Source organism: Marinobacterium sedimentorum, assembly GCF_024267675.1.
GTDB lineage: Bacteria > Pseudomonadota > Gammaproteobacteria > Pseudomonadales > Balneatricaceae > Marinobacterium_A > Marinobacterium_A sedimentorum.
In genome coordinates, this window is the sequence record NZ_JALDYX010000018.1 from 1 (window position 1) to 26,750 (window position 26,750).

Annotated in this window: 24 protein-coding genes; 9 read left to right on the plus strand and 15 right to left on the minus strand. The window is 60.4% G+C overall.

Annotated elements, in window-relative coordinates; genetic code table 11:
• From MRS74_RS14870 to radC, 4 genes are all read right to left on the minus strand, one after another.
• Positions 1–907 (minus strand): retention module-containing protein (locus MRS74_RS14870; RefSeq protein WP_254581065.1); only part of this gene is annotated, 907 nt, incomplete at its 3' end.
• A gap of 470 nt (positions 908–1,377) precedes the next feature.
• The gene (gene rpmG / locus MRS74_RS14875; RefSeq protein ID WP_254581066.1) at positions 1,378–1,548 is read right to left on the minus strand and encodes a 50S ribosomal protein L33; all 171 of its coding nucleotides are present in this window, start codon (positions 1,546–1,548) and stop codon (positions 1,378–1,380) included.
• An 11-nt stretch (positions 1,549–1,559) separates the two neighbouring features.
• Positions 1,560–1,796 carry a 50S ribosomal protein L28 gene (gene rpmB / locus MRS74_RS14880; RefSeq protein WP_254581067.1) on the minus strand — a complete coding sequence of 79 codons (237 nt, stop codon included), beginning with the start codon at positions 1,794–1,796 and terminating at the stop codon, positions 1,560–1,562.
• 184 nt (positions 1,797–1,980) lie between these two features.
• Positions 1,981–2,655 (minus strand): RadC family protein, encoded by a 675-nt coding sequence (gene radC, locus MRS74_RS14885; protein WP_254581068.1) that lies wholly within the window; start codon positions 2,653–2,655, stop codon positions 1,981–1,983.
• A 372-nt stretch (positions 2,656–3,027) separates the two neighbouring features.
• On the opposite strand from radC, the gene coaBC reads away from it, so the two are divergent.
• The 6 genes from coaBC to MRS74_RS14915 all read left to right on the plus strand — a co-directional run bounded on the left by coaBC (position 3,028) and on the right by MRS74_RS14915 (position 8,575).
• Positions 3,028–4,233: a bifunctional phosphopantothenoylcysteine decarboxylase/phosphopantothenate--cysteine ligase CoaBC gene (gene coaBC / locus MRS74_RS14890; RefSeq protein ID WP_254581069.1), complete on the plus strand. Its 1,206-nt coding sequence runs from the start codon at positions 3,028–3,030 to the stop codon at positions 4,231–4,233.
• Positions 4,230–4,685 (plus strand): dUTP diphosphatase, encoded by a 456-nt coding sequence (gene dut / locus MRS74_RS14895; protein WP_254581070.1) that lies wholly within the window; start codon positions 4,230–4,232, stop codon positions 4,683–4,685. Before coaBC ends, dut begins: the two co-directional genes overlap by 4 nt.
• A gap of 127 nt (positions 4,686–4,812) precedes the next feature.
• Positions 4,813–5,715, plus strand: coding sequence for an acetylglutamate kinase (argB, locus tag MRS74_RS14900; protein ID WP_254581071.1), 903 nt, complete (start codon positions 4,813–4,815; stop codon positions 5,713–5,715).
• A 75-nt stretch (positions 5,716–5,790) separates the two neighbouring features.
• Positions 5,791–6,390 (plus strand): nucleoid occlusion factor SlmA, encoded by a 600-nt coding sequence (gene slmA, locus MRS74_RS14905; RefSeq protein ID WP_254581072.1) that lies wholly within the window; start codon positions 5,791–5,793, stop codon positions 6,388–6,390.
• Positions 6,391–6,403: 13 nt separating this feature from the next.
• On the plus strand, positions 6,404–7,204 hold the full coding sequence (locus tag MRS74_RS14910) for a sulfite exporter TauE/SafE family protein (RefSeq protein WP_254581073.1): 801 nt from the start codon (positions 6,404–6,406) through the stop codon (positions 7,202–7,204).
• A gap of 171 nt (positions 7,205–7,375) precedes the next feature.
• The gene (locus MRS74_RS14915; RefSeq protein WP_254581074.1) at positions 7,376–8,575 is read left to right on the plus strand and encodes a CynX/NimT family MFS transporter; all 1,200 of its coding nucleotides are present in this window, start codon (positions 7,376–7,378) and stop codon (positions 8,573–8,575) included.
• Between the two features lie 64 nt (positions 8,576–8,639).
• Here the strand turns inward: MRS74_RS14915 and MRS74_RS14920 are convergent, their stop codons facing one another.
• The 3 genes from MRS74_RS14920 to MRS74_RS14930 all read right to left on the minus strand — a co-directional run bounded on the left by MRS74_RS14920 (position 8,640) and on the right by MRS74_RS14930 (position 12,921).
• On the minus strand, positions 8,640–9,335 hold the full coding sequence (locus MRS74_RS14920) for a lysozyme (RefSeq protein WP_254581075.1): 696 nt from the start codon (positions 9,333–9,335) through the stop codon (positions 8,640–8,642).
• 44 nt (positions 9,336–9,379) lie between these two features.
• Positions 9,380–9,724 (minus strand): hypothetical protein, encoded by a 345-nt coding sequence (locus MRS74_RS14925; RefSeq protein WP_254581076.1) that lies wholly within the window; start codon positions 9,722–9,724, stop codon positions 9,380–9,382.
• 410 nt (positions 9,725–10,134) lie between these two features.
• A complete protein-coding gene (locus MRS74_RS14930; protein WP_254581077.1) occupies positions 10,135–12,921 on the minus strand; it encodes a caspase family protein in 2,787 nt (928 codons plus the stop codon).
• Positions 12,922–13,038: 117 nt separating this feature from the next.
• Here MRS74_RS14930 and MRS74_RS14935 point away from each other — a divergent pair, with 117 nt between their 5' ends.
• Complete coding sequence (locus tag MRS74_RS14935) at positions 13,039–13,746, plus strand: hypothetical protein (RefSeq protein ID WP_254581078.1); 708 nt, start codon at positions 13,039–13,041, stop codon at positions 13,744–13,746.
• Between the two features lie 73 nt (positions 13,747–13,819).
• On the opposite strand, the gene MRS74_RS14940 is transcribed toward MRS74_RS14935, so the two are convergent.
• Positions 13,820–14,470 (minus strand): hypothetical protein, encoded by a 651-nt coding sequence (locus MRS74_RS14940; protein ID WP_254581079.1) that lies wholly within the window; start codon positions 14,468–14,470, stop codon positions 13,820–13,822.
• 448 nt (positions 14,471–14,918) lie between these two features.
• Between MRS74_RS14940 and MRS74_RS14945 the strand changes: the two genes are divergently transcribed.
• A complete protein-coding gene (locus MRS74_RS14945) occupies positions 14,919–15,716 on the plus strand; it encodes a hypothetical protein (RefSeq protein WP_254581080.1) in 798 nt (265 codons plus the stop codon).
• 66 nt (positions 15,717–15,782) lie between these two features.
• On the plus strand, positions 15,783–18,704 hold the full coding sequence (locus tag MRS74_RS14950; RefSeq protein WP_254581081.1) for a CHAT domain-containing tetratricopeptide repeat protein: 2,922 nt from the start codon (positions 15,783–15,785) through the stop codon (positions 18,702–18,704).
• A 103-nt stretch (positions 18,705–18,807) separates the two neighbouring features.
• Here MRS74_RS14950 and MRS74_RS14955 read toward each other — a convergent pair whose 3' ends face one another.
• Genes MRS74_RS14955 through MRS74_RS14985 form a run of 7 tightly spaced genes read right to left on the minus strand, consistent with a single transcriptional unit; the run spans position 18,808 to position 26,061 of the window.
• Positions 18,808–19,797, minus strand: a complete 990-nt coding sequence (locus MRS74_RS14955; RefSeq protein WP_254581082.1) for a PASTA domain-containing protein — start codon at positions 19,795–19,797, stop codon at positions 18,808–18,810.
• A gap of 60 nt (positions 19,798–19,857) precedes the next feature.
• Entirely contained in the window at positions 19,858–20,400 is a 543-nt protein-coding gene (locus tag MRS74_RS14960; protein ID WP_254581083.1) for a phage tail protein, read from the minus strand.
• Positions 20,381–22,987 carry a baseplate J/gp47 family protein gene (locus tag MRS74_RS14965; protein ID WP_254581084.1) on the minus strand — a complete coding sequence of 869 codons (2,607 nt, stop codon included), beginning with the start codon at positions 22,985–22,987 and terminating at the stop codon, positions 20,381–20,383. Before MRS74_RS14965 ends, MRS74_RS14960 begins: the two co-directional genes overlap by 20 nt.
• Positions 22,987–23,418, minus strand: coding sequence for a GPW/gp25 family protein (locus MRS74_RS14970; RefSeq protein WP_254581085.1), 432 nt, complete (start codon positions 23,416–23,418; stop codon positions 22,987–22,989). Before MRS74_RS14970 ends, MRS74_RS14965 begins: the two co-directional genes overlap by 1 nt.
• The gene (locus MRS74_RS14975; protein WP_254581086.1) at positions 23,418–23,759 is read right to left on the minus strand and encodes a hypothetical protein; all 342 of its coding nucleotides are present in this window, start codon (positions 23,757–23,759) and stop codon (positions 23,418–23,420) included. The genes MRS74_RS14970 and MRS74_RS14975 overlap by 1 nt, the downstream gene beginning before the upstream one ends.
• On the minus strand, positions 23,756–25,330 hold the full coding sequence (locus MRS74_RS14980) for a phage baseplate assembly protein V (RefSeq protein WP_254581087.1): 1,575 nt from the start codon (positions 25,328–25,330) through the stop codon (positions 23,756–23,758). Before MRS74_RS14980 ends, MRS74_RS14975 begins: the two co-directional genes overlap by 4 nt.
• Positions 25,327–26,061: a CIS tube protein gene (locus MRS74_RS14985; protein WP_254581088.1), complete on the minus strand. Its 735-nt coding sequence runs from the start codon at positions 26,059–26,061 to the stop codon at positions 25,327–25,329. The genes MRS74_RS14980 and MRS74_RS14985 overlap by 4 nt, the downstream gene beginning before the upstream one ends.
• Between the last annotated feature and the right edge of the window lie 689 nt (positions 26,062–26,750).

Genomic DNA, 26,750 nt, shown 5'->3' on the forward strand with positions numbered 1-26,750 from the left:
CGCCATCCAGATCCGCAAAGCTGCTGCTGACGTCCAGGTTGATGACGTCGGCGTCAGAGCTGGTCTGAAAACTTAACTCGCCGGTCGGCGCAATGTTGACGCTGGTCGGACTGATGGGCTCAGCCGCGATAGCCTGTTCCTCGGTACTCACGGCGCTGAAGCTGCGATCAAGCCCGCTGGTGCGAAAGCCTGCCTGGGGGCTGACTTCCTGACCGGTACGATCCAGCATTACAAAGCGGCTGCCGGAATCACCTGGGCCCGTATCACCGGCACCGGGCGTCTGGCCGGCGGCGGTCGCTTCGGCGATGGCCGTCGGATCCTCACCCGCCAGAATCGCGCTCTGAATGGCATCAACTTCACCCACCGACGCCAGCGCCTTGGTGACACTGTCACCGGAGGCCACCGACTCGGACGGATCGAACTGTGCGATATCGGCATGAAACTCCGGTGCAACCAGAACCTCCTGGCCGGCCACAAGCTCAACGGTATCACCGGCACGATTGGCCAGTCCGATACGACCACCGTTGGCTACACGCACCAGCTCGCCTTCAAATACAGGATCACCAACACTCAGAATGCGTTCGCTGCCATCGGCGGCAATGGCAACGACGGTGCCGATAATGGACGTTACGGTAGCCGCGACAAGTGGCTGAGCATCTTCAGCGCCGCCGGCTCCCTCTGTCCCGGCGACAGCCTGGGACATCTGCAATTCTTCACCACCTTCGAGTACCAACCGGTCGCCCGTGACACTGCTGATTTCAACCCGTGCGCCCTCGTCGGTACGCAGGGCTTCGTGCAGATAAACGGTATCACCCAGCGCAAGCAGGCGCTCGCTGCCATCCGGGCTCACGGCCACTACATCCCCGGTAATAAAGCTGACAGTACCCGCAACTTCCATAATCGCCATGAATCACCTCCGCTATGAATTCGTATCCTTTCAGACTGCCCGCACCATAGGCCAAATGGGCAAGCAGGCCTATTGTACCGAGGTACAGGTAGGCTAAATCATGATAAACACGTGTTTTAACAGAGAGTCCGATTTTTAAATATAAAAAATAAACGGTTACAGATCACTAATGGATAGTATTTTTATCAATATGACAGATTGACTACAGGTTAACTAAACCATAATTCCACTCACGCATCCGGTTCCCTGAACAGATGAAACACAGAAATAACGGGCTACAGATGGCATCAGATCCTGGCGGACGAACTTACACAAAAGCAGGATTACAACAGCCTTCGCATGGGCTCACCTATAGCAGTCCTATCAGACATGCCAGAAGCCAAGACCACAGGAACTGCTAACACCCAGGCAAAAATCAGGCACAAAAAAACCGGCCACTAGGGCCGGTTCTTTCAACAAGCTCAGATCAATTACTTGATCTTGGCTTCCTTGTACATTACGTGCTGACGAACAACCGGATCGTACTTTTTGAACTCAAGCTTTTCCGGGGTGTTGCGCTTGTTCTTGTCGGTAGTGTAGAAGTGACCAGTACCGGCAGAGGAAACCAAGCGGATCTTTTCACGAGCGCCTTTAGCAGCCATGACCTAACTCCTTAAAATTTCTCGCCACGGGTACGCAGTTCGGTCAGAACCGAATCGATACCCTTCTTATCGATGATACGCATACCTTTGGAAGATACACGCAGACGAACGAAACGCTGCTCGCTTTCAACCCAGAAACGGTGCCAATGCAGGTTCGGCAGAAAACGACGGCGAGTTTTGCGCTGTGAGTGGGAAACGTTGTTCCCGGTAACCGGACGCTTGCCGGTAACCATGCAAACTTTAGACATCTCGAAAACCTTCTCGAAAATTTATATAACCCTGTCCAGATACTTATCGATAGCGGTTACGGCGGCTATCTCAGGCGGAGCGTCCAGAAAATCGGACAAAATCCCGTACCAGGAGGACAGAAGGGCGCATATCATACTCAAACATGGGCCGCGACACCAGCCTATTTGCTCAAATATTAGCCCTTTAAAGCAGCCCTCGTTCGGCGAAGGACACCACCTCAGTGTCACCCACTACCATATGGTCCAGCACGCGGATATCCACCAGCGCGAGGGCATCGATCAGGCGACGTGTAATCTGCTGATCGGCCAGCGAAGGTTCGGCCACACCCGAGGGGTGATTGTGCGCCAGAATCAGGGCTGCAGCGTTATGCGCCAGCGCCCGTTTGACGACCTCCCGCGGATAGACAGACGCCGCATCGATGGTGCCGAAAAACAGTTCATCGAAACGAATCACCCGGTGACGGTTATCCAGAAACAGACAGGCAAATACTTCCCGCGCCTGGTGCCGCAGCCTTGCCGTTAGATAACGTCGTACCGCCGCCGGATTCTCCAAAGCGTCTCCCCGCTCCAGCGACGCCTCCAGGTGGCGCCGCGCCATCTCCAGCACCGCCTGCAGCTGGGCATATTTGGCATCCCCCAGCCCCAGCCCCTGGCAGAAGTGCTCACGACTGCTCTCCAGCAGTGGTCGCAGGCCTCCAAAACGATCCAGCAACTCGCGGGCCAGATCCACCGCACTCTTGCCACTGACACCGGTACGCAGAAAAATCGCCAGCAACTCGGCATCGGACAAGGCCGCGGCACCGAGAGACAATAGCCTCTCCCGCGGGCGCTCCTGCGCCGGCCAGTCTGAAATGGACATAAGACACCTCCCTGTGTCAGCTTTCTTTAATTGGCACTACTCAATAAGCAGGGCTGTGTAGCCACTGTAAATGGCCACTTTTTAATTGCCAGGCGCCTGAAGCCAAAAACCCCCGGCCCGCTCCCCTGTTCTTCAGGGCAACAAGGACCGGTTCTATCAAGCCCATAAACCAGACACTAGTGCTCAATGGAGCTTAGCACTGGCGCAGGCCAAGACACCGCCAGCCAGACATCGACTCACCAGCATCCAATCACCAATCACCAATCACAAGGATCGACGCCCAGGACCGGCCGCCCATGCCTACGCAAAGCGGCCCTGAAGTGATATCTTAGGCGCTCTTTTTCAGGCGACGGCAACGCATCGGTTCCGGGTATGCAACGACTTACTAACAGACAAATCATTCTGGGCATTACCGGCGGCATTGCCGCCTATAAAAGTGCCGAGCTCACGCGCCTGCTCAAAGGTGCCGGCGCCGACGTGCGCGTTGTCATGACTCCTGCGGCCACCGAGTTCATTACCCCGCTGACACTGCAGGCGCTGTCCGGCCATGCGGTCCACCAGCACCTGCTGGATCCGGAAGCCGAAGCTGGCATGGGCCATATCGAGCTGGCCAAGTGGGCCGACCTGATCCTGATTGCCCCGGCCAGTGCCGACTTTATCGCCCGCCTGGCCGACGGTCAGGGCAATGACCTGCTCAGCACCCTGTGCCTGGCCACCGAGGCGCCGATCTGCCTGGCACCGGCGATGAACCAGGCCATGTGGCGCAACCGCCACACCCAGGACAACATTGCCCGCCTGCACGCCGGCGAGATCAGCATCTTTGGCCCCGGCAGCGGCGAACAGGCCTGCGGCGACACAGGCCCCGGCCGGATGCTGGAGCCCACGGAACTGGCCCAGCTCACCGCAGCCCAGTTCGATACCGGTATCCTGAGCGGCAAGACCGTCTTTATCACCGCAGGCCCAACCCGCGAAGCACTGGATCCGGTGCGTTACATTTCCAACCACAGCTCCGGCAAGATGGGCTATGCCCTCGCCCAAGCGGCGGTGGATGCCGGCGCCCGGGTCAAGCTGATCAGCGGACCGGTCAATCTGCCAGCCCCCCCACGCATGGAACGGGTACAGGTGCAAAGCGCCGCCGACATGCTGGCGGCCGCCATGGACGGGATCGACAGCTGCGACATCTTTATCGCCGCTGCCGCCGTGGCCGATTACCGCCCCACGGCGGTATCCGAGCACAAGCTGAAGAAGGGTGCCGAGGAGATCATGGAGCTGCGGCTGGTAAAAAACCCGGATATAGTCGCCAGTGTCGCCGCCCTGCCGCGCAAACCCTTTACCGTCGGCTTTGCCGCCGAAACCCGGGATCTGCTCAGCTATGCCCGCAGCAAGCTGGAACGCAAGAATCTGGATCTGATCGTCGCCAACGACGTATCCCAGCCCGGTATCGGTTTTAACAGCGACGAAAACGCCGTGACCCTGGTCAGTCGCGATGCGTCACTGGTGCTGCCCCAAACGTCGAAACGCCAGCTGGCCAGCCAGCTGATCCGTCAAATTGCCGAACTCTATAACCGAGCCCCATGAAGAAACTGCAAGTAAAGATTCTCGATCCCCGCATTGGCAGCGACTTTCCGCTGCCCGCCTATGCCACCGCCGGTTCCGCAGGCCTCGACCTGCGCGCCTGCCTGGACGCACCGGTAACACTGGAGCCCGGACAGACCGAACTGCTGCCCACCGGCCTTGCAATCTATATTGAAGACCCGTCACTCTGTGCCATGATCCTGCCGCGCTCAGGCCTGGGTCACAAGCACGGCATCGTGCTCGGCAACCTGGTCGGCCTGATCGATTCCGACTACCAGGGGCAGCTCTTCGTATCCTGCTGGAACCGGGGCCAGACCACCTTTGTGATCGAGCCTGGCGAGCGTATTGCCCAGCTGGTGCTGGTACCGGTGGTACAGGCAGACTTCGAGGTGGTGGATGAGTTCCACGCCTCCGAGCGCGCCGATGGCGGCTTCGGCTCCTCGGGCCGACACTAAAAGTACCGACAGGCTGCGAGCCCTTGAGCATCAGGGGATCCCACAAAATTCTGCCCAATTTCCAGGGGCAACAATCAATCGGGCAGGGACGCCTGCTTGATTACTTCGATAGAGGAGTGACACAGGAATGGCACTGACACGCAGCGAAGCCATGAACACCGCCCAGGTGCTCAGCGAAGCAATGCCCTACATCCAGCGTTTTGTCGGCAAGACCCTGGTGGTCAAATACGGCGGCAACGCCATGGTCGATGAAAAGCTGCAAAACAGCTTTGCCCGCGACATCGTCATGCTCAAACTGGTCGGCCTGAACCCCATAGTGGTTCACGGTGGCGGCCCGCAGATCGGCGAACTGCTGGAAAAGCTTAATATCGAATCTCATTTTATCAATGGCATGCGCGTAACCGACTCCAAAACCATGGACGTGGTTGAGATGGTGCTCGGCGGCATGGTCAACAAGCAGATCGTAGGCCTGATCAACAGCAACGGCGGCAAGGCCATTGGCCTGACCGGCAAGGACGGCCAGCTGCTGACAGCCCGCAAGCTGCGCGTCAAGCACAAGACCCCCGAGATGCTGGCGCCGGAAATTCTCGATATCGGCCATGTCGGTGAAGTCGAAAAGGTCAACGTCAAGGTGCTGGACATGCTGGTCAACTCGGACTTTATTCCGGTTATCGCCCCCATCGGCGTCGGCGAAGACGGCATGTCCTACAACATCAACGCCGATCTGGTGGCCGGCAAGATCGCCGAAGTGCTGCAGGCCGAGAAACTGATACTGCTGACCAATATCGCAGGTCTGCTCGACAAGGAAGGCAAGCTGCTGACCGGGCTGTCCACCCACCAGGTCGACGGCCTGATCGAAGACGGCACCATCTACGGCGGCATGCTGCCCAAGATCGACTGCGCCCTGAGCGCGGTGAAAAACGGCGTCAACAGCGCCCACATCATCGATGGTCGGGTTGAGCACTCCTGCATGCTGGAAATTTTCACCGACGAGGGTGTCGGCACCCTGATCACCAACCGCACGCTCTAGCAACCTCGCAGACGCCCGCCTCACAGAGTCGCGGGCGTCTGTCGCTATTCAACCGCACGCTTCAAAGGATTTTGCATGAGCGAGCAAACCAAGGTTTCCCGCAGCGAGCAGATTCTGCAGGCGCTGGCACAGATGCTCGAAAGCAACCCGGGCCAGCGCATCACTACCGCCGCACTGGCACGGGAGGTCGGCGTGTCGGAAGCCGCCCTGTACCGTCACTTCCCCAGCAAGGCACGCATGTTTGAAGGCCTGATCAGCTTTATCGAGGAAACGCTGTTTTCCCGTGTCAGCCTGATTCTGGACTCGGACCACGGCGCCATTCGACAGTGTGAACAGATACTCACCCTGGTATTGGCCTTTGTGGAACGCAATCCCGGCATGGCTCGAATCCTCACCGGCGATGCCCTGGCGGGCGAAACCGACCGCCTGCGCGCGCGGGTACACCAGGTTTTCGAGCGCCTCGAAACCCAGCTGCGCCAGATCCTGCGTGAAGCTGAGATCCGCGAAGGTCTGCGCACCCACACCACCGCAGGCGCTACCGCCAACCTGATGCTGGCCACCATCGAAGGCCGTATCCGCCAGTTCGTGCGCAGCGAATTCCGCCAGCGCCCTACCGAACTCTGGTCCGATCAGTGGCCGCGTCTGGCCACAGGTCTGTTCCGCACCGCCGCCTGAGAGGGCGAGTGCCATGTCCTGGGAACTGCTGCTGGAACATATTGGCCTCTTTGTGCTGTCGCTGCTGGCCAATGGCCTCTCCGCCCTTGCCGGTGGCGGAGCCGGTCTGCTGCAACTGCCGGTGCTGCTGTTTCTGGGACTGAGCTTCAGCGTGGCACTGGCGACGCACAAGATTGCCAGTGTGGCGCTGGGACTCGGTGCAACCCTGCGCCACCTGCGCGAAGGCCACCTGGAACCGCGCTTCTGTGGTTACATTCTCGCCTGCGGCCTCCCCGGCGTGGTGCTGGGTGCCTGGAGCGTACTCAAACTGCCCGAAGCCTGGACTCTGCTCGCACTGGGCCTGCTCACCTGCGCACTGGGCATTTACTCAGGCTGCAAAAAACAGCTCGGCATGACATTCAAACCCCGCAATCGTGACCGCCGCGGCCTGATCATTGGCGGCATGGGCCTGCTGCTGATCGGCATCCTGAATGGCTCACTGACCTCAGGTACCGGCCTCTTCGTTACCCTCTGGCTGGTACGCTGGTTTGGCTTCGACTATCAGCGCGCCGTCAGTTATGTGCTGGTGCTGGTCGGGCTCTTCTGGAACGGTCTGGGCGCCCTCACGATCAGCCTGCAGCAGGCGCCTCAATGGCCCTGGCTGCCGGCCCTGCTGCTCGGCGCCCTTATCGGTGCCTACTGCGGGGCGCACCTGTCCATCGCCAGGGGCAACAAACTGGTCAAGCGCGCCTTCGAGACGCTGACCATTCTGGTGGGCATCAAGCTGACTGGAGACGCGCTCTCCCTGCTGCAGCTGTTTCCTGTCATGGAATAGCCGCACTAAAAGTACAACAGACTGTTCGATTTTTGCCCTGTTTCGGTGCGCACCAAAATGGCACAATTACGGCCAACCCCGATTCCCCAGGATCCGGCCCGCTGCGCCCTGCCTCATTCCTTCAGGCTATCCTTCTGAGCACAGCAGCACCCCAATTTCGCGGAGACATGGATGACATTACTCAAAGGCCCCTTTGACGGCCGCAAATGGGCATTTTTTCTTGCCGCCCTCGCCATTCTCTTGGCGGCCGGCAACCTGCGGGGAGGCCTGGTGGTCGTCGGCCCCCTGGTTGCAGACATCCGTGCCAGCCTGAATCTGTCTGCCGGTGCATTCAGTCTGCTGACCGCCCTGCCACTGATCTGTTTCGGCCTGGTCTCGGGCTGCGTTCCAGCCCTGGCGCGGCGCATGCGCGCCCCCATGCTGGTGATCATTGCACTGCTGCTTATTGCCGCGGGGGCGAGCCTGCGCACCACCAGCCTGTTCGGCCTGGTACTGGCTGGCACCCTGCTGCTGGGCAGTGCCATCGCCTTGCTCAATGTGCTGATTCCAGGCCTGGTAAAGGGCTATTTCCCGCGCCAGATCGGCCTGATGACGGGACTCTATTCGGTCGCCCTCAGCCTGGGTGCCGGGCTCGGTGTTTATCTCGCCATACCGTTACGTGATGCCTTTGAGGCCTGGCAGGCACCGCTGCTGTTCTGGGCGCTGCTGCCTCTACTGTGCCTGCCGCTGTGGCTCTACATGCTGCGGATACGCATTCAGGAAGCCCCCGGCCCCAGCGCAAAGGTCACACTCTGGCGCGACCCGACCGCCTGGGCGCTGACCATCTTTATGGGCCTGCAGTCTTTTTTCTTTTATTCCGTCGCCACCTGGCTGCCCAAGATACTGATGGACGCAGGCCTGAACGATCACGATGCCGGCTTCGCCGCGTCCATGATCAACCTGGCGGGTATCCCGGCCAACCTGCTCACGCCAATGATCGCCGCCCGCATGCGCGATCAGCGTCCACTCGCTCTGCTGGTGTTTGTGCTGGGCATCGCTGGGCTCTGCGGTCTCTGGCTGGCGCCGACCGCAGCACCTATTTTCTGGGCCTCGCTGCTGGGGCTGAGTGGCTCGGCATCCCTGAGCTATGCGCTGGCGCTGTTCGGCCTGCGTACCCAGAGTCATGTTGAAGCCACCGCACTGTCGGCGATGGCACAGTCCATCGGCTATCTGCTGGCAGCCACCGGGCCTGTGATGCTGGGTCTGGTGAATGACTGGATGAACAACTGGAGCGGTGCTCTGCTGCTGTTGATGCTACTGCAGCTGACACAGTTCGGCTGCGGCTGGTACGCCGGGCGCCCGGGCTTTGTGGTATCCGATCAACACAGGTGAAGCGGTTGCCGACAGCTCCCAGGCCCACCAATCCGGGCTCGCGGGGGGGGCTGGTAGCGGCAATTCACATTTCACCTGTCCGTATATCAAGCGGGGACAGGTCCATATCTGCGGGCGGCGCAGCACGCGGGATGCCGATACCCTCGAAAAACAGCTCAATCTCGCGCTCACGCCGCGTTACCAGACCAGGCAATTCCCTGCCACCGGCCCTGACCCAGCGTCGCAACTGGAAAGCGACCTCTTGAAACTTCCCGGCATTGATCACTTTGAGCAGCGTCGATTTTCGAAAGTTTCCCCCGCCCACGTTGAACACGAAATCGCACAAGGCTGCATATTGACCATCCGTCAGGTCCACGTTGACGGCCGTCAACACCGACCGCTTCGCGGTACCCATATCCTCGCGCAGCAGTTCGACGCCCCGAGGCTCACTGACACCACCCCGAAACTCTGCAGGCTCGGTTCCGTTACACCTGGCCAGCTTGATGAGATGACCATAGGCGATGGTGCAGTAGCCGGCGGCATCGTTATACAGATTTTCGACAAAGCCCTCCGACTCTTTGGTAAGGCCAATCCCTTTGTCATACACCGATCTGAGCTCCATTCCGGGCGGCAGAACCGCTCTTTCGTCAGGCTCAAGGAAGATACCCGGTGTCTGCCTGTCGAGCGTTGGATAGGTTGCATCCTCGCTCTTGTCGCAACCAGCCAGTAACCCACTGACCAGTGTCAGGGCAATCAACCCTTTTACAGGAAGATTTCGCATTATGCAGACTCCTCGCACAGTACCCTGCTGCGTCGTGATCAGCGCTAAAACCAGGGAGAAAAGAAAGGCATCCTGGCCTCTGGAGCCGGCACAGTCTCGACCGTGCGCTCCTGTACCTTGTTCGTGTTCATCACGGCGGCACCGGCCGTATTTAAACCGACAGCCACATTAAAGATGATCATTGAATTAACCAGATAAAACACCGCGCGCTGCAACATCGGAACCGTTTTGTCCGAGAACACAACCATTCCAAGCATAAAACTCACGGCCAGCGCCGTGTAATTGCCCGGAAAACCAAACTGGCTCACCAGGGTTCCGGTAATCATCGTCGTTGTTGCACCCGCAATACCAGGTGCAAGCATTGACTTGGAATTCAGGTACTCATCCATGCCACCTCCTCACGCATCGATACCGATAAATGCCGCTACTCGGCACAAAACCAGTTGCTGTTTCAGCCGGTTCAAAACAACACATAATGTATGTAACCAACAGTCTCTTGATCATTTTAGTTCAGTACGAAAACCTCAGACTGCAGTGCCAGACAAGCTGTCGTACTATTTACCCGGCGGACAAACAGGTTCCCTACCTATTTGTCCATCACGCCAGAAAAACGGGCGCAAGTACGCGGACATGCTGGTTTCTGTGGCGTTCGCATTGGCCTGCGGCCAATGATGAAGCATCCATGCTTCATGTATTAACCTGCCGGGTTAATAACACTGATCGGCTCGGCTTGGGCAGCCTGCTTCGCACTACCTCCTGCGTCCATGCCGTCGTGCGGAAAAGTCCGACAGCCTCCTGGCTAAAGAGCCCCGCAGTGATTGCGAACATCGCAGGCATTTTCCAGCGCACGCAAGCCGGGTTGCCCGAACAGCCTCCCGGTTTCAGCGCCAAAGGCGCTGTAACGCCAGCAGGCCTTGCGGGTCATCGTTGCTCGATCCCAACGCTCCCAGTCCTGTTTGTTCTTTATCAGTTGATACTCGATGCCGGTGTCAGGCTCAACGTTGAGAGCTTTGCCATTGCCGTCCCAGCCATGGGATCCCCAGGCGATACGTTTTTCCGGGTCTATGACCATGACCACATGACCGTCACCGCGCCCGTCATCTCGATAAACGACGATATCCCCCAGTTGCGGTGATTTCCCGGAGCAGTCCTCAAAGGCTTCCGCCATGGGGGAGTCCTTGCCCACCATCATTTCTGTGCTCAGATAGCGATTGCCCCGGTTGTAAGGCAGTCCTGCACGCGTGAAGAGGTACCAGATGGCCCTTGAGCAGTCGATGCCACGCTGCAGATTGTCCTGGTCCGTCGCAAGGTTCCAGTCATGCTGTTTATAGCCGTAGCCATCGGTCACCGAAGCGCGGGCAAGCTGATCGGCCAGTTGCAGCACCCTGTGCAGTTCAGTCGCGCTATCGTCGGGCAGGTAGGGTCTGATATCGAAACCCGCTATGGTGTATTCGCGTGGCGCTGGCGGTCGGGTCGAACCGGCGGCCGGTTGCAGGACCCCCCTGTTAGCCTCTACCCGGAACCTCATTGTGCTTAACGTCCAGGTGCTATCTTCCACGACGTCATCCGCCAGCGCGGCAGCCCTTGTTCCGGGTTGCAGATAGCGATCCAGAGCACGATACAGGCCTGTCATGGGCGGTCCTGCCGCGCGGCTGGCAGCGGTACTGGTCAACAGGTGCCACTGCACCGGATTGGTCTCCTGGGTGCCGAACACCATCAGCTGATCCCGAACATTGAGCGGCGGCTTGCCAACGAAGGTTTCCAGCCGGTTATCGAACAGCACCTCTTCGCCCGGTCGCAGCGTGACTTTGCGACCATCGGCGGGAAATCCGTAAGTATTGCCATCGGAGGACAATATAACGCCGCCCACCAGCAGGGGCATGGGTGCATCCTGGGACAGCGCAACCCGAACATGCCAGGCGTGACACATCGGGATCACCTGCTCGCTGTTGGCAGGCGCCTGCTCCCAGGTGCCAGCGGCGCAGGGACTCTGCCGTAAAGCCGGTACCAGCTGCACCTGCAGGGTCTGGTTGTCCGTAAAGTCCGCCCCTCCCTCCCCCTGCAGTTGCAGCAGCGCCCGCTGCCTCGCATGCTGCCACAGGTTATTGACCACATCGCTATCCTGAGCATAGATATCGCGCACATTGTTCTGCGGACCTCGCAGCAGCAGCCGGTTACTGGCATCAATGGCAAGTTCAAAATCGCCGGCAGCCTCCGTCAGCGTGACCAGCCCCCTGGCCTCCGGATTCGCTTCAACGGCGCGGCGCAGACTGTCCGCCCGCGCAGAAGGAAGGCCGCCAGGCTCGGCCGAAGGCCGCAAGCGCACCCTGATTTTCAGGTAGATATCCGCCGGCCGTACCAAGACTGCCAGATCCCCGATATCCGGTGGCGGCGCCCCTTCAGACGCGGCCGCAACACGGGCGGTCGCATTCAGGCCGGTCATATCCTCAATGATCACCGTCGCCTTGGCCTTGCCTGGATCACGCGTATCCTCGCCTCGAACGGCACCATCATAGATACGCAGTTCAGCCCCCGTACCTATCCCCGGCAACGGCGGTCCCGATAGCGTTAGCGCAGGGCCCACCGCGACGACATCCCAGCCCAGGGGGCGCGTTCTGCCCTGATTGCTGAACACAGGCGTGTTGAGGTCACCGTGAAAATAGGGGGTCTGATAGCTCCTGGCCGCAACCAGCGGTGGTACCTGACGGGCAACCTGCGCAAAGGTCAGCGCCGTGCCGCTAGCCTGACCCAGCACCTGAATCAAGGCATCGGTAAAAATTCCGTGCCCGCCGGTTTCCAGTGCGGCGGTGCCGTCCGTGGCAGCTGTCAGCACCACCAGGCCAGGCATCGTCTCGGGAACCCAGCCGGCACCGCCGTCCCCCGGCAGTACTTTAGGCGTCTCAGATGTTGCTGGCGTGTCACCTTCTGGCTCGAAGTAGCGCGCGACAAAAGTACCTGCATCCCCACGCGTGGCCGAGCCAGAGTTGCACGAGTCCAAGACGACGGTGATATTCCGGGTCTTTGCGTGCAGCCGCGCCAGCATCTGATTGAACTCATCATCCAGCAGATCCCGCACATTATCGGTGCGCGCATCGTGCAACATGAAGGTCTCGTCCATGCCGTCGGACTCATCATCATTTTCATCGCGCCGCTGCGAACCATGACCGGCATAGAACACCACGGCCAGATCTCCGGGGCGGGCCCTTTCCACCAGCGCCATGTCGAAGGCACGCTTGAACTCGGCCGTAGTGGCTTGCTCGTCGAGCAGCATACAGACATTTTCAGTGGGGAAACCGTAGCCATTGCGGCCGGTAAGCAGTTCAAAGAAGCGGCGGGCATCATTGGGAGGACCTATGAGATCGGGCACGGGAGCATGCTTGTATTGCCCGACCCCAACGATCAGCGCCAGTCGGCGAACGCCATCTGATTCCACTGCCTCGCCCAGCGGGCACAGGCGCTCGCTGGCCATCGCTGTCGACGCAGTAGTCTTTGCCTTGTCGTCGTTGTCACAAGCGCTGAGCCACAGCACCAGGCTGCATACTGCAACGGTTGATATCCATTTAAGCGAACAGCTAGCCCGTGACATGGGGCAGCCCTCCTGGCTTTTTGGTCGTTTAACTCCCAGGCGACTATAGTTGTCAGGTGACAATCCTATAGCTGGATACAGCCATGCTACGGCTCTGACTATGGACGTAACTCGACTATGGACTCCCTTCGCAAGCCGCTGCTTATCGTTGCCGTAATCCTGCTCGTGCTCGCCGTGCTTGTGGAGCTGGGCTCGGCATTTTACATTGCAGCGGATGGCGCTGAAGCAGACCGTTACACTGATATGCCAACACCCGGTCTGGGTATCCGCTATCTCGCAATACTCGACGCTCTGGTGCTCTTTACCCTCGGTATTATCACCGCCCCCTTAGTGTTCCCGGCCCGCATCGTGGGCCGTATTCAGGGCATCATCAGTTTTGTCGTAGCGCTGTTGATACTGTTTGGCACCATAGTGATGATTATAGTAGCGATAAACCTGCTGATACTGATGATCTCGCTGTTCATGGCGGTCCCCTTTGGTACCGCGATCTACTTCGCCAAATTTGCGGACTTCGACACCGGTCAGGCGGCTGCCACCCTGGCGGTGATCATGAGCCTGAAACTGGCTTTTGCCGGGTTTCTGGTCGCTGCGCACCCGCGTTTTATGCAAAACAAGGGGCTGATAGTAATCGTACTGAGCTCTTTTCTTGCCACTATTATTATCGGCTTCCTGCACGGCATGGTACCCCGCATGCTGGCCAGCATTACCGATGATATCGGGGCTATCGTAGTGGGGATTCTGGCGGCGATCTGGGCGCTGATCTATCTGGTAGGCTCAATCCCCGCGGTTATCAAGGCGCTGCGTGTCGACCGGGCCTTGCCATAATATGGCGACTGTTCTGACTGCCTCTGCTAAGCCGGCTAGCTGCTGTTTTGCAAGCAGCGTGCAAGCCGCCGTTTCACTCCTTGAATCGCACCTGCACCACCTGGCTGCCACTGCAACCCGTGCATCGCATCGAAATGCGCCCACCCGCTTTCAATACGACGAGGCGTATCTCATTTTCACCCTGACACTTCGCCTGCGGCGAATCTTCGCCCTCCGGCGTGTAAACAACTTCCAATGACGCGCCTGTCGGGGTGTTATTGGGCCCGGTTGCCGAGCCGCCAGCGTCGCTCCGATCGGGTCTTGGTCGTATCACCGGCATCGGTTTAACCGTTAACTGGCGCAGACCCGGTGCTAGCCCCCGGCTCGCTGTGTTTTGCTGCTTATTCTCACAAGGAAGCCATACGCTGGCCGCATTGCTGATCACCAGGGTGCCCGTCTGGTGATCGCCTTGCACCGCGCTGGCAATCCTGATAACGCACTCCATGGCATCGCGGTTGAACTCATAGCCGCCGTTTTGTTGCCGACAATCGCTCCCCGGGCGCAGCCTTGTACTGCTAATATTTTTACGAAATCGAGCGGTTAAATTATCCAGGCTGGCGAGCCAGCCGTCTCTGTCTATCTGATCATCAGCGGGCTTGGGTAGCAGGTTCATCCCCAGGCCCATCGCGAACACCAGCCCGACGATCACCAGCACCACCATAACCACCTTGCCTCGCTTCTCCATACCTGCTTGCTCCTTAGGCTTTCTCCATCTCACTCCGGGTCAGCGCAACGCGGCGCGATATGGGCCTGCAAAAGCTGCCGACAAATTCAGGCGGGCTAAGCCACACTGAACAGGATAGTCCATTAAATTCGCCGGCCCGCGCATGTTGATGCTCCCTGAAATTGCGCTTTAGCTGCACAGCGGCTCAATGGCTGCGACAAGGCCATGCGCGCTTTGCAATCCCGGCATCAACCGACGTCTGTGCGTTCCAACGTCACCGCTTGCAGCCTGCTGACCTGAGTGCATCAGGACACCCATCCGCCTGCGGCGATTTAGTACTTATACTCAAACGGTAACGCTGGCCTGGTTGCGTCGATGCCGTTGCGGTTTAGCATGACTGTGAATGGAACCGGGTAATGATCATGGGTCTATGGTCACGGGCTCTCGATACCTGGGAGGAGGTGGGAAAATGCACGCAAGCAACCCCGATTCAACACTCTGCAGGACAATGGCCGTTGCCGCCTTCGTTGTTCTGCTGAGCGCATGCACAGCAGCGCCCATGCGACTGGCAGAATTTGCCCCTCAGGGTGGCTACGTTCTGCACGACGAAAACACAACGCCACGTTTCTGGCACCGTGGCCGGCCGGCTGATGTCATCGCCACGCTTTACACCGATGGCAACAATATTTTTCTTGATGACCGCCGAGTGACAATCAATACACCGATAAGGAACGGCGCCCATGTCCGTACCGGACCCGATAGCGGGGCACTGGTCGCATTTGAGCCGGCCAATAGAGGGCGGTGCCATATTGAAGTCCGGGACATTTCCGTGGGCCGCCTGCTGGGCGGGACCGGTGAGTGCCTGTATACCCTGGACACTCCGCAGGGCGGCGCACGGGCCGAAACCCGTTCGACCGAATATCACGTTGATGTGCACCAAGGCCGTACCGAGCTCACAATTCTGAGCGGTCGAATGCAGGTTCTGTTGCGCAGCGCTCCCGGCAGACCGGTGACCGTCAATGCCTTTCAGGAGGTTCTGCTGAGCGCCGACGGAATCATCGGGCCGCGCCCGGTCTCCGCAGAAGAAATTAAACGGCGGACGCAGTGGCAGCATAAATTCAGCTTCCGCCAAAAGGCGCCTGCCAGATTTGAATTCAATTTCCCCATCATAAAAAGGTCCAGATCTAAGCCAGACCCTCGCCCGGATGACGCTGATCAAGCCCCCCCGGCTGATGACCAGTACCGCACTAAACGGATCATCAATTAAGCGCATCTTCTGGGCAGACGCGAATACAACAGATTCAGGAGTGCGATGACCGTGTCGGGAAGATTGATGCCCATAAGCCCGTTTGTCTTCACGCTGATTCTGCTCGCGGGCGGATGCATGATTTCCGACACCCGCACCACCTCGACTGATACATCATGGCTGCAACAAGACGGCGCCAAAGCCTATCTGTCTGGAGACTATGCAAAGGCGCGCTCACGCTGGGAACAGGGTCTGACGCAGGCCACACAACAGGGGCGCGACGCCATGGCCGCGATGCTGCTGATCAACCTGGCAAGGCTCGATGAGAGCGTCGGACACTATGCCCGGGCGCTGAGCCGCGCAGGCGACGCTGTGCAGATTGCGCAAACACTGAATGATGCCGGGCTGAACGCCCGGGCACTGAGCCTAATCGCGCTGATCCACCGCCGCACGGACGACTACGCCGCGGCCCGAGTGCTCGCAGACCAGGCGCTGGTCATTGCCCGACGGATCGGCGATGCCGGACTGGCCAGCGACAATCTGCGCAACCTCGGCGCCATCCATCAGGCCGAAGGCGCTTACGACGCAGCCATGATCCGTTACCAGCAAGCGCTGGAGCTTGCGCGCAGCGACAATGACAAGGCCCGGGAAGCCGAGGCGCTGAACAATATGGGGGGTCTATATCGGCTGCAGGGGCGCTATCAGGCGGCACTGAGCGCTTACAACGCCGCGCTGTCCCTGGAAAAATCGCGCCAAAACCGACCAGGCCAGGCAAAGGTGCTGGGCAATCTGTGTCTGATTCAGCAGAACCTTAATGCGCTCGAACAGGCGCTGGACTACTGCGAGCGCTCGCTGCGCATGGCCCAAAAGATGGGCGACCAAGTGCGCGAAGCCAACAACCACAACAATATCGGTGCGATTTATCGCGCGCGCGGCGTGCCGGACAAGGCCTTGCAGCACTACCTGCGCTCCCTCGCGATCAAGCGGCAGATCCGGGATCAGGCGGGAGCAGCGAGGACGCTCAACAATATCGGCGAGCTCTATCTGGGGCTAGGCGATACAAATGAAGCACTGGGCCATTTCTCCGAGTCGCTGCACATCCAGGAAGCCATCGGGGACAGCGCTGGCCTCAGTGCTGCGCATTACAATCTGGGGCTGCTCTACCACAGGCGCGGCGAGTACGACCAGGCGCTGGAACACTATAAAAAGGCGCTTGTCACCCAGCTCCAGGTGGGGGAGCGCAACCTGCTCTGGCGTATCTACGACGACATCAGCCGCCTGTACGCCAGTATGGCGTCTCCCCAGGTCGGCATATTCTTCGGCAAACTGGCGGTCAACACCCTGGAGTCCATCCGCGGTGGTATGCAGGCGCTCGACAAGGTGACGCAGCGCACCTATCTGGCCGACAAGCTGCATGTGTACAAGCGGCTGGCGGGGCTGCTGATTGACGAGGGCCGCCTGCCTGAAGCACAGCGGGTACTGGATATGCTCAAGCAGGAGGAATACGCCGACTTTGTGGTGCGATCCGGTGCGGCCACTGGCAACGACACACAAAGTGGTTTCGCAGTGTCTGAAACGCCGCTGGCCGAACAACTGCAGGCGTTTGAGGTGGATCTGCTATCCCAGGCCCGGGACTACGAAGCACTGCAAGCAAAGAAACGCCATCTGTATGTGCAGGGCAAGACACTCAGCGACGAGGAGCAGGCAACACTCAGCCGGTATAAACAGGCCATCGAACGCGCAGAGCGCGCACTCAGTGCATTGCTCGTCGAGCTCGAACAGGAGCTACAGAGGGCACAGCAAATATCCGAAGTCGATGCCGACACCCTGGAATACCTGTTCAACCTGCAGGGCACCGTAGGTGAGGTCAGTGAACGGACCGGCGTGCGTGCCGTGATGCTCCACTATCTCGTCACGACTGACTCTCTGTACATTATTCTGACCACCGCCACAGCACAGGTGGCGCGGCAGATACCCCTGTCCGCGACACAGCTCCACCGGCAAATCCAGGATCTGCGAGCCGCGCTGCTCTCACCCTCGAGCTCGGTCAAGCAACCCGCGGCGGCGCTGTACTCACTGCTGATCGCGCCCATTGCCAGCGATCTGAAGCAGGCCGAAGCCGAATTGCTCTGGGTTTCCATGGACGGTGCCTTGCGTTATATCCCCTTGGGCGCCCTGTATAACAGCCAGAGCGGCCGCTGGCTGGCCCAGGACTATGCCGTGGCGATGCTCACCGAGGCCACCCAGAATTCATGGAAAGACCGGCCCTCTGCGGACTGGAAGGTGGCAGGGCTCGGTCTTAGCAGGAAGGTCGCGGGCTTTGCCAGGCTGACGGCCGTCGCCGACGAACTCGAGGGTATTGTGCGGCAGGAAAACGGCGCAGATCCGGACGGAGTGCTGCCCGGGATCATCCATCTTGACGATGCCTTCACGGCTGCCAGTCTGGAGGAATTGCTGGATCTACAGCTGTTCCCGGTCATCCACATCGCCAGCCATTTCGTGCTGCCGGCAGGCGGCAACTACAAGGAAGCATTCCTGGTACTGGGCAATGGCGATCACCTGAACCTCGACCGGTTTCAGAGCTTGCGCTTCGACAAGGTGGAACTGCTGACCCTGTCCGCCTGCAATACGGCTGTTGGCGAACAGGCTCTCGGCGCATCCTCGCAGACAAACGCCGGCTTCGACGCCGCGTCCGGGCGGGAGGTCGAGGGACTCGGATCCCTGGTGCAGCGGCGGGGCGCGTCCAGTGTGCTGGCCACGCTTTGGGAAGTGGCCGACGTCGCCACAGGCACCTTTATGCAGCGGTTCTACCGGCTGCGCACCGAGGGCAGAAGCAAGGCAGAGGCACTGCAGGCTGCGCAGCTGTCATTCATCAGCGAGGACCCGGACAGCCTCTTAGCCCCCGGCAGCGCAGGCCGCGGTGCCGGGCTGGCGGTTACAAGCGGGGAGTCCCCCTACAGCCACCCGTACTTCTGGGCGCCTTTTATCCTGATGGGAAACTGGCAGTAGGGCACCGGCACTAACGCCGTCTGCCCCTCCCATCCGCCAGCCCGTTCGCCGACAGGCACCTCCCAGGCAGTCCGTTCTGTCGGGCTCTTCGTGTGGCTACTGGCTACTCAACCAGGGGGCTATCTTCAGGCGCCACCTCGCGCAGCAGCGCTGCCGGAATTTTCATTCGCTGATTCAGCTGCAGCCCCTTCAATATACTCAGCTGGGCACGATCCAGCACCAGCACCTTGCCTTTCTCGCGCGAGACGACGAGATTCACGGCTGTGCCCTCCTCGACGGATGCATTCTGACCTGGTTGCTGTTCCAGTACCGTGCCTACCGGCTTGCTATCGTCGACTTTTTCCGCGACCGCACCCAAACCCAGGCCCGCCGAGCTGAGCCGCTGCAACGCCGTGGCCAACCTCACATTAGTCACGCCGGGAACTTTTATCAGCAGCTTTTCGGCGATGGTCAGCTGGACCGCCGAGCCTTTTTCCACCTCCGAGCCCGCCACCGGCATCTGTTCCAGTACGCTATCCGGCGCCTCGCGGGACGCCTTCGAGGCAACGGGCATCGAAACTCCAAGCCCTGCGTCCTCGAGCACCGCTCTGGCCTGATCAAGGGGGATGCCGACCACATCGGGGACATCGACGCTTTTCGGCAGGAAATACCAGGTGACGGCGCCACCGATAAGCAGTATCGCCACCAGCACCGCGATCCATTTCGTATACGACGGTTTTGGCGGCGCAGAGGGTGGCGGCGCTTTTTTGGCGGGTACCTCAATCGCAACGGTTTCGCCCTCGGTAAACTCCTCACCGGACTTTCGGGCCGAGTACACCAGCAATCGGTAGCTATAGCGACCCGGCTCGCAATCCGCAGGGACCTGAATTCTGACGGGAATCTGGGTCAGTACATTATCACCCATCTCCAGCTCCGCCGGTGCCTCTATGCGCAGCCAGTTCGCCTGCGTGGCCTTATCCACAAGCACCTTGGCTCCCACAGTGATCGGATGTCCGGAAATATTCCTGACGTTAAACAGCTGCTGCGCGGCACCTTTCTCATCGCAGGATACGACTTTGTCGGGTGCATCAATGGTGACGATGCTCGTGGCCATAACTGACTCCTTTAGCTGAAATTCACGTCACTGCCGGGCTAGGATGTCCAGGCTTGGCATTCATGCGAACACCAGCTCGTAGGTTACATAAGCCGGTTTTTCCTGCTCGACAATCCGCTCAATCAGTGTCCTGTGCTGCGCACATGCCTGGGGCGCGCTGACACGAATATGATAGGGCCGCGGCAGTCCTTCGGAGTCCCGCACCTGCTCATCCAGTTCAAACCCGCTGACCCCTGTTGCGGTTTCCAGAAACCGACGCAAGCCTTGCTCTGTGCCGCGCCATTGCGACAGGTAGGCTGCGGCCGCCATCAGTTCCCGTAATCGTCCGTTACCCGTCGACAGTGCGTCGGCGGCATCATGCCCTGCGGCCCCCCTCCCGCCATCCCGGAAAAAACGGTCGAGATCCACCCATTGGGACAGGTAGGGCACGAAAGACTCAGGCGTGCGATAAGGACTGAAAGTACTTTCGATGCTGGCCAGTAATTCTTCGGCGGGCGCATGGAGTTCCTCCATGACGGCGAGCAGCGCAACCAGCGGACCCTGTTCGCCGAGCGCGGACTGATATACCCGCGGCAACAGTTGTTCAATCTCGCTGCGTTTCATCTTCTGTCACCACCTTGATGTCATGTTCACCGGAGCAAAACAGCCAGGTCCGCGGCAATGTAACCTCGTCGGCAAACTCGCTGTTCGAGACAGGCTCATAGCGTACTCCCTGATCACTGCTGCGATAGACACCCTCGACACCGGCGGCCATGACCAGGTTGCCGCCGGGCGCCGTCGCGACCGCATCGATCGGCTGCAGGCTTTGGCGATCACGCAGCGGTAGCCTGCAGTTTATATCCGGCGCCATCCACGAACATTCGCGCTCGCTAACGTCGAGATGCAGTACCCCCTGGCGCAGTGAGCCCGCAAATACTTTTTCCCCCTGAAAAGCCAGCGAACGACAGCCCCCGGCGTCCCATCCAGCGCTGTAGCTCCGCCAGCCCTCCGGATTTTCCTCATCCCCGGTCAGTTGCCAGCGAAAGCAGCCGTTACCGGGATCAGATCCGACCGCCGCTACGCCGGCCCAGAGATAGCGCTTGGCCCCGTAGTGCTGAATGGCCAGCACTCGTACCAGCTCATGTTCAAGACCAATGGGGATGAAGCTCTCGGGCCGCCCTCCGCTGCCGGACAGAAAAACGCCGAAGTCGCCGCGGGCCGCTACCGCCACACTGGTGCCGCCCCAGACATCGGCCGAGACCGCTATCGCATAAAAACCCAGTGACGGTTGTGCCGCATCGACCAGTATCTGATGCGGATCAGCGCCCGGTCGCGCCTCCAGTTCGTAGAGCCCTTTTTCAGTTGCCAGCAGCAGCAGCGAGACCCCGTCCCGTTCCAGCCAGGCCATGTCTTCTACCCTGAAGGTTGTCGCCAGTCCGGCCTCCCAGGACTCACCGCAGTCGCGCGAGATGTACAGCCGCGAGCCGCCGCCACCCTTATCCAGCGAAGTCGCGACGGCGACCAACCCGGCGTGACCTGCGTTGCTGCTGGCTTCCCGGGGGAACGCCAGCACCCGCAGGACCTGTTCTGCCGGAAAGTGACCTATGGCTTCCCAGCCACTGGCATCATCCATCGAGCGGAACACGGTATCGCCACTGCCGGCATACCAGGTGTGCTGCTGGAATCCATCGGCACACAAGGCTCCGACATCGCTTCCCGGAACCTCGTCGACCAGCATTCGCACTCGGCTAACCGAACTGACGCCGGGTTCTGCACTGATGATCTTGTAGATATCCCATACGCTGAGTGTCTGCCCAAAAGGCCAGCCCCTGCTCTGCGCCGAGGACGACAATGGATTGATCGTGCGCCACAGTCGCCCCATGACTCGCTGGTGCACCGCCGCCGGATCCTCCTCGCGGTGCACTATTACCTCGGCTTTGACCTGCACCGTTTTATAACGCGCCCAATTTACCAGGCAATAGGTGCCCAGGGGTTTGCGCTGATCCAGCGCCGCCTGAATCTGTTCTCGGGCGACATCGGACTCGTGCGCCTCCAGCTGTTCGATGGCAATCCGCCCTCCGCCGTGCGATTCATCAGGAATGTGCGGCACCAACAGGACCTCAACCGTGCCGGGAGGTGCATGCACCCAGAGCGCTGCCTTGGTGAAGGCCGTGGCGCGATCCACAGCCCCCGAGCTGCGGGTCGCTACCAGTTCGAAATCACGAGCGGTCACGGCGCGGTGCAGGGAATGCAGCTCCTGCGGGCCCCGAATCAGGGCGTTGTCGATGCTCTCCGCCGCAGCGCCGCCGGCCGCGGGGCGGGGATTGGTCACCTCCAAGCCAGGTATCGGATCTTTCAGCATGGTTAACATGTTAGCCGTCACGTTTCCCTGAGCCCCTCCGCCACGGCGATACCAAACGCGGATCTCGCAATCCGCGCCAGGTATTTCCGCGAGGGCCCTGGGTGTTTCCTGCAGCAGGCCCGCCGTTTTGTACATGCGGGCCGCAGGGGCGAAGGTGATAGTGCCGGCCAGCCTGTCGGCCACATAGACAAACCGGTTGGCCTCGAGGTTGGAAAAATTCTCCACTTCTCGCCAGATTCGATAGGTCTTGTCGTCGTACTGTATCTCGGTGGCCGAGGCGGCACTTGTCGCAGCCGGCGACTGAATACCGACGACCAGATCCAGCCCGTCTCCCGTGGGCGCTATGACCGGTGGCCGGGCAATGCTCAATGTCAGTCCAGGGGCACCGGTGCCGACCCCGATCAGTTCGGCATCCACCATCTCGCAATGCAGGGCCCGCACCTCAACCTCGGTCTCGCCCGGCGCCAGGGTGACGGCCTCTACGGTGGTAAACACCGGCGGTTCTGCGCCGTCGCTGCGCCCCGTAGTCACGCGTGTGCCACGCGGCACCTGCACCGGGTACTGGTGCGGGCGGCTAAGCCGCAAGCGCAATATGCCCGCCGCCGCCGCCGGAGGCTGCAAACGCACACCGATCAGACGCAGGAACTCGATATGGGCCTTGTCCGGCAGTCGATTCAGGCGATAGATCATGGTCTCGGTGAGATAGGCGAACACCTCCAGCAAGGTCATGCCGGGATCGCCCGGCGACAGATCAGTCCAGTCGGGACAGTGCTGCACAATGAGCCGGCGTGCATCCTCGACGAGCTGAGCGAAACGGCGGTCATCGAGATTGGGTGATCTAAGCGGCATCAGCCCCCCTCCAAACTGAGTTGCAGCGGCAGGACCAGGCCGTCCTGATGCAAAGTGCGCCGCACCCGGTATTCAAGCATGATGTCCATCCGTCCGGGGTCCGCCGCGTTACAGTCGGCATCAAGGCGCAGAATATCAATACGTGGTTCCCACCGCTGCAACGCCTGCCGAACATAATGAATCGCCAGCCCATGTGTCGTGGCGTCATTCGGCGAAAACAGCAGGCGATGCAGATCGCAGCCATAACCGGGCCGCATGACGCGCTCGCCGGGCGCAGTCGTCAGCAACAGCAGGATAGCCTGGCGCACCGAGGCATTGGCCTCCAGCATATCGATGCCGCCGGTGCGTGAAACCCGTAACCCGGGCGCGCCTTCGACCACGTCGAAATCGGGGTGAACAAAGCACCAGGCACGGTAAAGGGGCGTCGCCATCAGACCTCCCTGACCAGCAACTGGCCCGGGTTGCGAACACTGTAGTTGACCATTCCAGGTGGCGTACCGTCAGTCAGCCCGGTCACCGTATCCAGACAGACCCGCTTGCCGTCGATGCGCAGCAGATCCGAGTAGCCCGACCGCACCTTGAGCGTATTGCTGCAGGGCTTTACCGTCGGTCCGTACATGGGACAGCCAACGATCGGCCGCTGCTCAGGGTCGGTCGCGACCAGAACCCGTCGGTGCGCGATTGTCACCCAGCTCTGGGTTGCCAGGATAGCGACGATTCCCAGTTCATGATCGCAGTTCACTATGGCATCCTCGGTTAACAGCTGCATCATGCCCTCTCAAAATCGATTGACTGCCCGCGAATAACAACCGGCTGCCCGGGTGCCTCGATCTCAAGCCGGGTGGCGGCGTGAATGCGACAGCGATCCTGCGTGAGTTCAACCAGGCTGCCCTGGCTGTCGCCCATACAGACCTCCTGGGGAGACAGCTGCAAAAAACTGCCGTCGCTGCATTCGATGCGCAGGGTTTCCTGCACATCGTCAAGCAGCAGCCGCTGCCCGCCGGCTGTGAGCAGCGTAAAACGACGCACCGCTCCTGCCTCGACACCGCTGTCCGGCGCTGCCTGGGTGCCATAAAGTCCCCCGAGAACCAGACCCTGGGCAGGTTCACCATTCACAAACAGCACCAGCACGCTATCATCCACATCCGGCAGCGCGATCAGCCCCTTGCCGCTCCCCGCCCCGGGCAAGACCACGCCCAGCCAGCCGGTCTCAATCTCGTCGTAGTTGGGCAGCATCACCCGCACCCGCCCGAGTGCTTCGGGGTCATCCACCCGGGTCACCCGGCCCAGCGTCATGCTGCTCCCCTGGGCCGGTGCGTTGGTGATACGCGGCGGCGCAGTATCGATCTCGGAGAGAAAACCCTGTTCTCGATCAAGTACATGAGTGACGGCCGTGAGGATATAGCGGCCTTCGAGCGGGGCGGCAACGCCGCTGATCTCGACCGGCGTGCCGGGCTGTAATCCCGGGTTGCCATTGGCCATTCCCCACAGAGTCACTTCACTGGCGACCCGGCGGTCCAGCTCGGCCTGAGCCATGCCCTCTGCCTGGCTGTCTCCCTGCACGGCGACATCGACGATGTCTCGCTGGCCCGATCCACCGACCCGGTCCAGATCAATGCTGGCACCGACTTCTCGCCCGACCCGGGGCGCATCTGCCCGCCCACGATGGGGTTCGGCATGCCAGGGATCCCAGCCGCGGGTCTCGACACTGCGACAAGCCTGATCACTATTCACCCCGATGCACGCCTCCAGCAAGGATGAACCCAGTGACAATGCCACCGGGTTGCCGGTGCCCTCCAGCGTCAGAATGTGCAAAACGTCGTCGCGCAGCGTGAAATAAAGCCCGCTGCGAACAGCCAGTTCGGTGATCATGTCGAGATCAGACTGACGATACTGCACCAACTGTTGCTGCACCGGACTGTCCGAAGCGGCCTGCACGCGCACACCAAGATCGGCGACCAGCGTGCGTACAAGCTCTGCAAGCGACAGCTGCACATGGGTGGCAACCGGCTGACGCTTGCGTAACCGATGCAACAGGTCATATCCCCGCACCCGCACCTGCTGCTGCGCATCAGGCCCGTAAACAAAATCCACTGCGGTTACCTGGCCGACGAAAAGCGGTTCCTCAAACCCCTCAACCGTGATGCGCAAGGCAGCGCCAGGTGCCATCGAAGCCGCCCCGGCGAGGGCGCCTTCAGGCGCATAAAAGGTCAGTTCGCACTGGGTGGGCAGAGACAATGTCTGCTGCACGCGAACAGCGCCCAGGGCACGGGCGTCTTCGGCCGCCATGGTTGCCCCATCCACCATCACCTCAATTCTGGGCAGGCAGACCACGGCACTCATAGGGCATCCCAGCGTTCAAGCAGCACCGACAACGGTGGTATTTCCAGCAAATGGCCTGCTGGCAGGTGCATCGGATCATCGATGTTATTGGCTGCCGCCAGCCCGGGCCCCAAGGCTGTATCCCCGTAATACCGGTAGGCCAGCTGATCCATTCGTTCCCCGCCCTGCGCGGCGGCACCACCCACGACCTCGTGCATCATCGTCTGCCGCGGGCCACCTGACGGCACCACTGACATCAGCTCACCCGCGGGCACAGGCTGATACGGCTGTACAACGGGGTCCAGGGCGCGCAGCAAGCGCAAACGCAACCAGGAGCGACGCGGTACGCCCAAGGCTGTAAAGGATTCGAGGCGTTCCGCCACGGCGCTGACCACACCGGGAAAATTCCAGCTTTTGCCCCATACAAACCGGCACAGCGGCGGTTTTCCATAGGTGTCCTGACGGCGATTTTCAGCCAGGTCCCACAGGGGCCCGGTAAGATCCCGAACATCCTCGCTGCTAACCGATGATCCCGCCAGTGACACATCAAACAGCAGATCGAGGGTCAGGTCGGTATGACCGCCACCGGAGAAAAATAACGGATCATCGGCGAGCTCGGAGCCGGTCACCAGCCCCCCGCCGCACTGGCGGGACTGGATGCCCGCCTGGCGGCGCAGCAGAATAGTCTCGGGGTTAAGCAGGCAACCCAGACGTTCCCCGGTGTCTTCAATCAGAAAGGCTACACGTTCCAAAATCCACCTCTTTGCTCAATATCCAGCGTGCGCTTGCGTTGCATCACGCGCGCCTGCTGTTGTGTCGCCCGCAACGTTTCAGACCGCGACAGGCCCTCCTGACCCGCCGCTTCGTCGGGCAGACTGGGCCAGGGACTCGGTTTCCCCCCGGGTTCGGCGGCTAGATCCGGCTCATCTGCCAGTCGCGGCCAGAGCGGCTCGGAAAAAGCCGGCCTAGTGTCAGCGTCACCGGCGAACGACGCTGTCCGCTGCACTCTTGGCGCCTTGTTCGCCGCGGGCGACGCTGCCTCGCAAGCCCGCGTCCAAGACCTGGCAGAGTGTTCCACTGTGTGTGAAAACGGGCCCGCTGAAGCAAGCGGTGCCCTGGCGGCTGGCGGCTGAGGCACCGGTGCTGTGCCGGCGTCCCCCGAATGGCCCAGTGACGCCTGCGACTCAGTGCACATCACATGACCTGCGCCCCGGTGCGGGGTTCTGCTCAAGCCGTTAGGCGGTGCAGCTGGCGCCCCACTGTTCGGGACAGATCTGGCGCCTGACGGCAAGGCCGATTCCGGCCAGTGCGGTTCAGGCCGCCGCTGTAGGTGCTCCAGCCCATCATTCGGATCACGCAATGCCATTGGCCCAGTGGGTAATGCAGCTGTCTCAGCCTGGGCCCGTGGCCGGCCCTTTGGCGTCCTGTGGCCCGGCTCAGG

Coding starts and splice junctions, on each gene's coding strand:
- rpmG (WP_254581066.1), bottom strand. CDS start 1,548: ATGGCTGCTAAAGGCGCTCGTGAAAAGATCCGCTTGGTTTCCTCTGCC.
- rpmB (WP_254581067.1), bottom strand. CDS start 1,796: ATGTCTAAAGTTTGCATGGTTACCGGCAAGCGTCCGGTTACCGGGAAC.
- radC (WP_254581068.1), bottom strand. CDS start 2,655: ATGTCCATTTCAGACTGGCCGGCGCAGGAGCGCCCGCGGGAGAGGCTA.
- coaBC (WP_254581069.1), top strand. CDS start 3,028: ATGCAACGACTTACTAACAGACAAATCATTCTGGGCATTACCGGCGGC.
- dut (WP_254581070.1), top strand. CDS start 4,230: ATGAAGAAACTGCAAGTAAAGATTCTCGATCCCCGCATTGGCAGCGAC.
- argB (WP_254581071.1), top strand. CDS start 4,813: ATGGCACTGACACGCAGCGAAGCCATGAACACCGCCCAGGTGCTCAGC.
- slmA (WP_254581072.1), top strand. CDS start 5,791: ATGAGCGAGCAAACCAAGGTTTCCCGCAGCGAGCAGATTCTGCAGGCG.
- MRS74_RS14910 (WP_254581073.1), top strand. CDS start 6,404: ATGTCCTGGGAACTGCTGCTGGAACATATTGGCCTCTTTGTGCTGTCG.
- MRS74_RS14915 (WP_254581074.1), top strand. CDS start 7,376: ATGACATTACTCAAAGGCCCCTTTGACGGCCGCAAATGGGCATTTTTT.
- MRS74_RS14920 (WP_254581075.1), bottom strand. CDS start 9,335: ATGCGAAATCTTCCTGTAAAAGGGTTGATTGCCCTGACACTGGTCAGT.
- MRS74_RS14925 (WP_254581076.1), bottom strand. CDS start 9,724: ATGGATGAGTACCTGAATTCCAAGTCAATGCTTGCACCTGGTATTGCG.
- MRS74_RS14930 (WP_254581077.1), bottom strand. CDS start 12,921: ATGTCACGGGCTAGCTGTTCGCTTAAATGGATATCAACCGTTGCAGTA.
- MRS74_RS14935 (WP_254581078.1), top strand. CDS start 13,039: ATGGACTCCCTTCGCAAGCCGCTGCTTATCGTTGCCGTAATCCTGCTC.
- MRS74_RS14940 (WP_254581079.1), bottom strand. CDS start 14,470: ATGGAGAAGCGAGGCAAGGTGGTTATGGTGGTGCTGGTGATCGTCGGG.
- MRS74_RS14945 (WP_254581080.1), top strand. CDS start 14,919: ATGCACGCAAGCAACCCCGATTCAACACTCTGCAGGACAATGGCCGTT.
- MRS74_RS14950 (WP_254581081.1), top strand. CDS start 15,783: ATGCCCATAAGCCCGTTTGTCTTCACGCTGATTCTGCTCGCGGGCGGA.
- MRS74_RS14955 (WP_254581082.1), bottom strand. CDS start 19,797: ATGGCCACGAGCATCGTCACCATTGATGCACCCGACAAAGTCGTATCC.
- MRS74_RS14960 (WP_254581083.1), bottom strand. CDS start 20,400: ATGAAACGCAGCGAGATTGAACAACTGTTGCCGCGGGTATATCAGTCC.
- MRS74_RS14965 (WP_254581084.1), bottom strand. CDS start 22,987: ATGCCGCTTAGATCACCCAATCTCGATGACCGCCGTTTCGCTCAGCTC.
- MRS74_RS14970 (WP_254581085.1), bottom strand. CDS start 23,418: ATGGCGACGCCCCTTTACCGTGCCTGGTGCTTTGTTCACCCCGATTTC.
- MRS74_RS14975 (WP_254581086.1), bottom strand. CDS start 23,759: ATGATGCAGCTGTTAACCGAGGATGCCATAGTGAACTGCGATCATGAA.
- MRS74_RS14980 (WP_254581087.1), bottom strand. CDS start 25,330: ATGAGTGCCGTGGTCTGCCTGCCCAGAATTGAGGTGATGGTGGATGGG.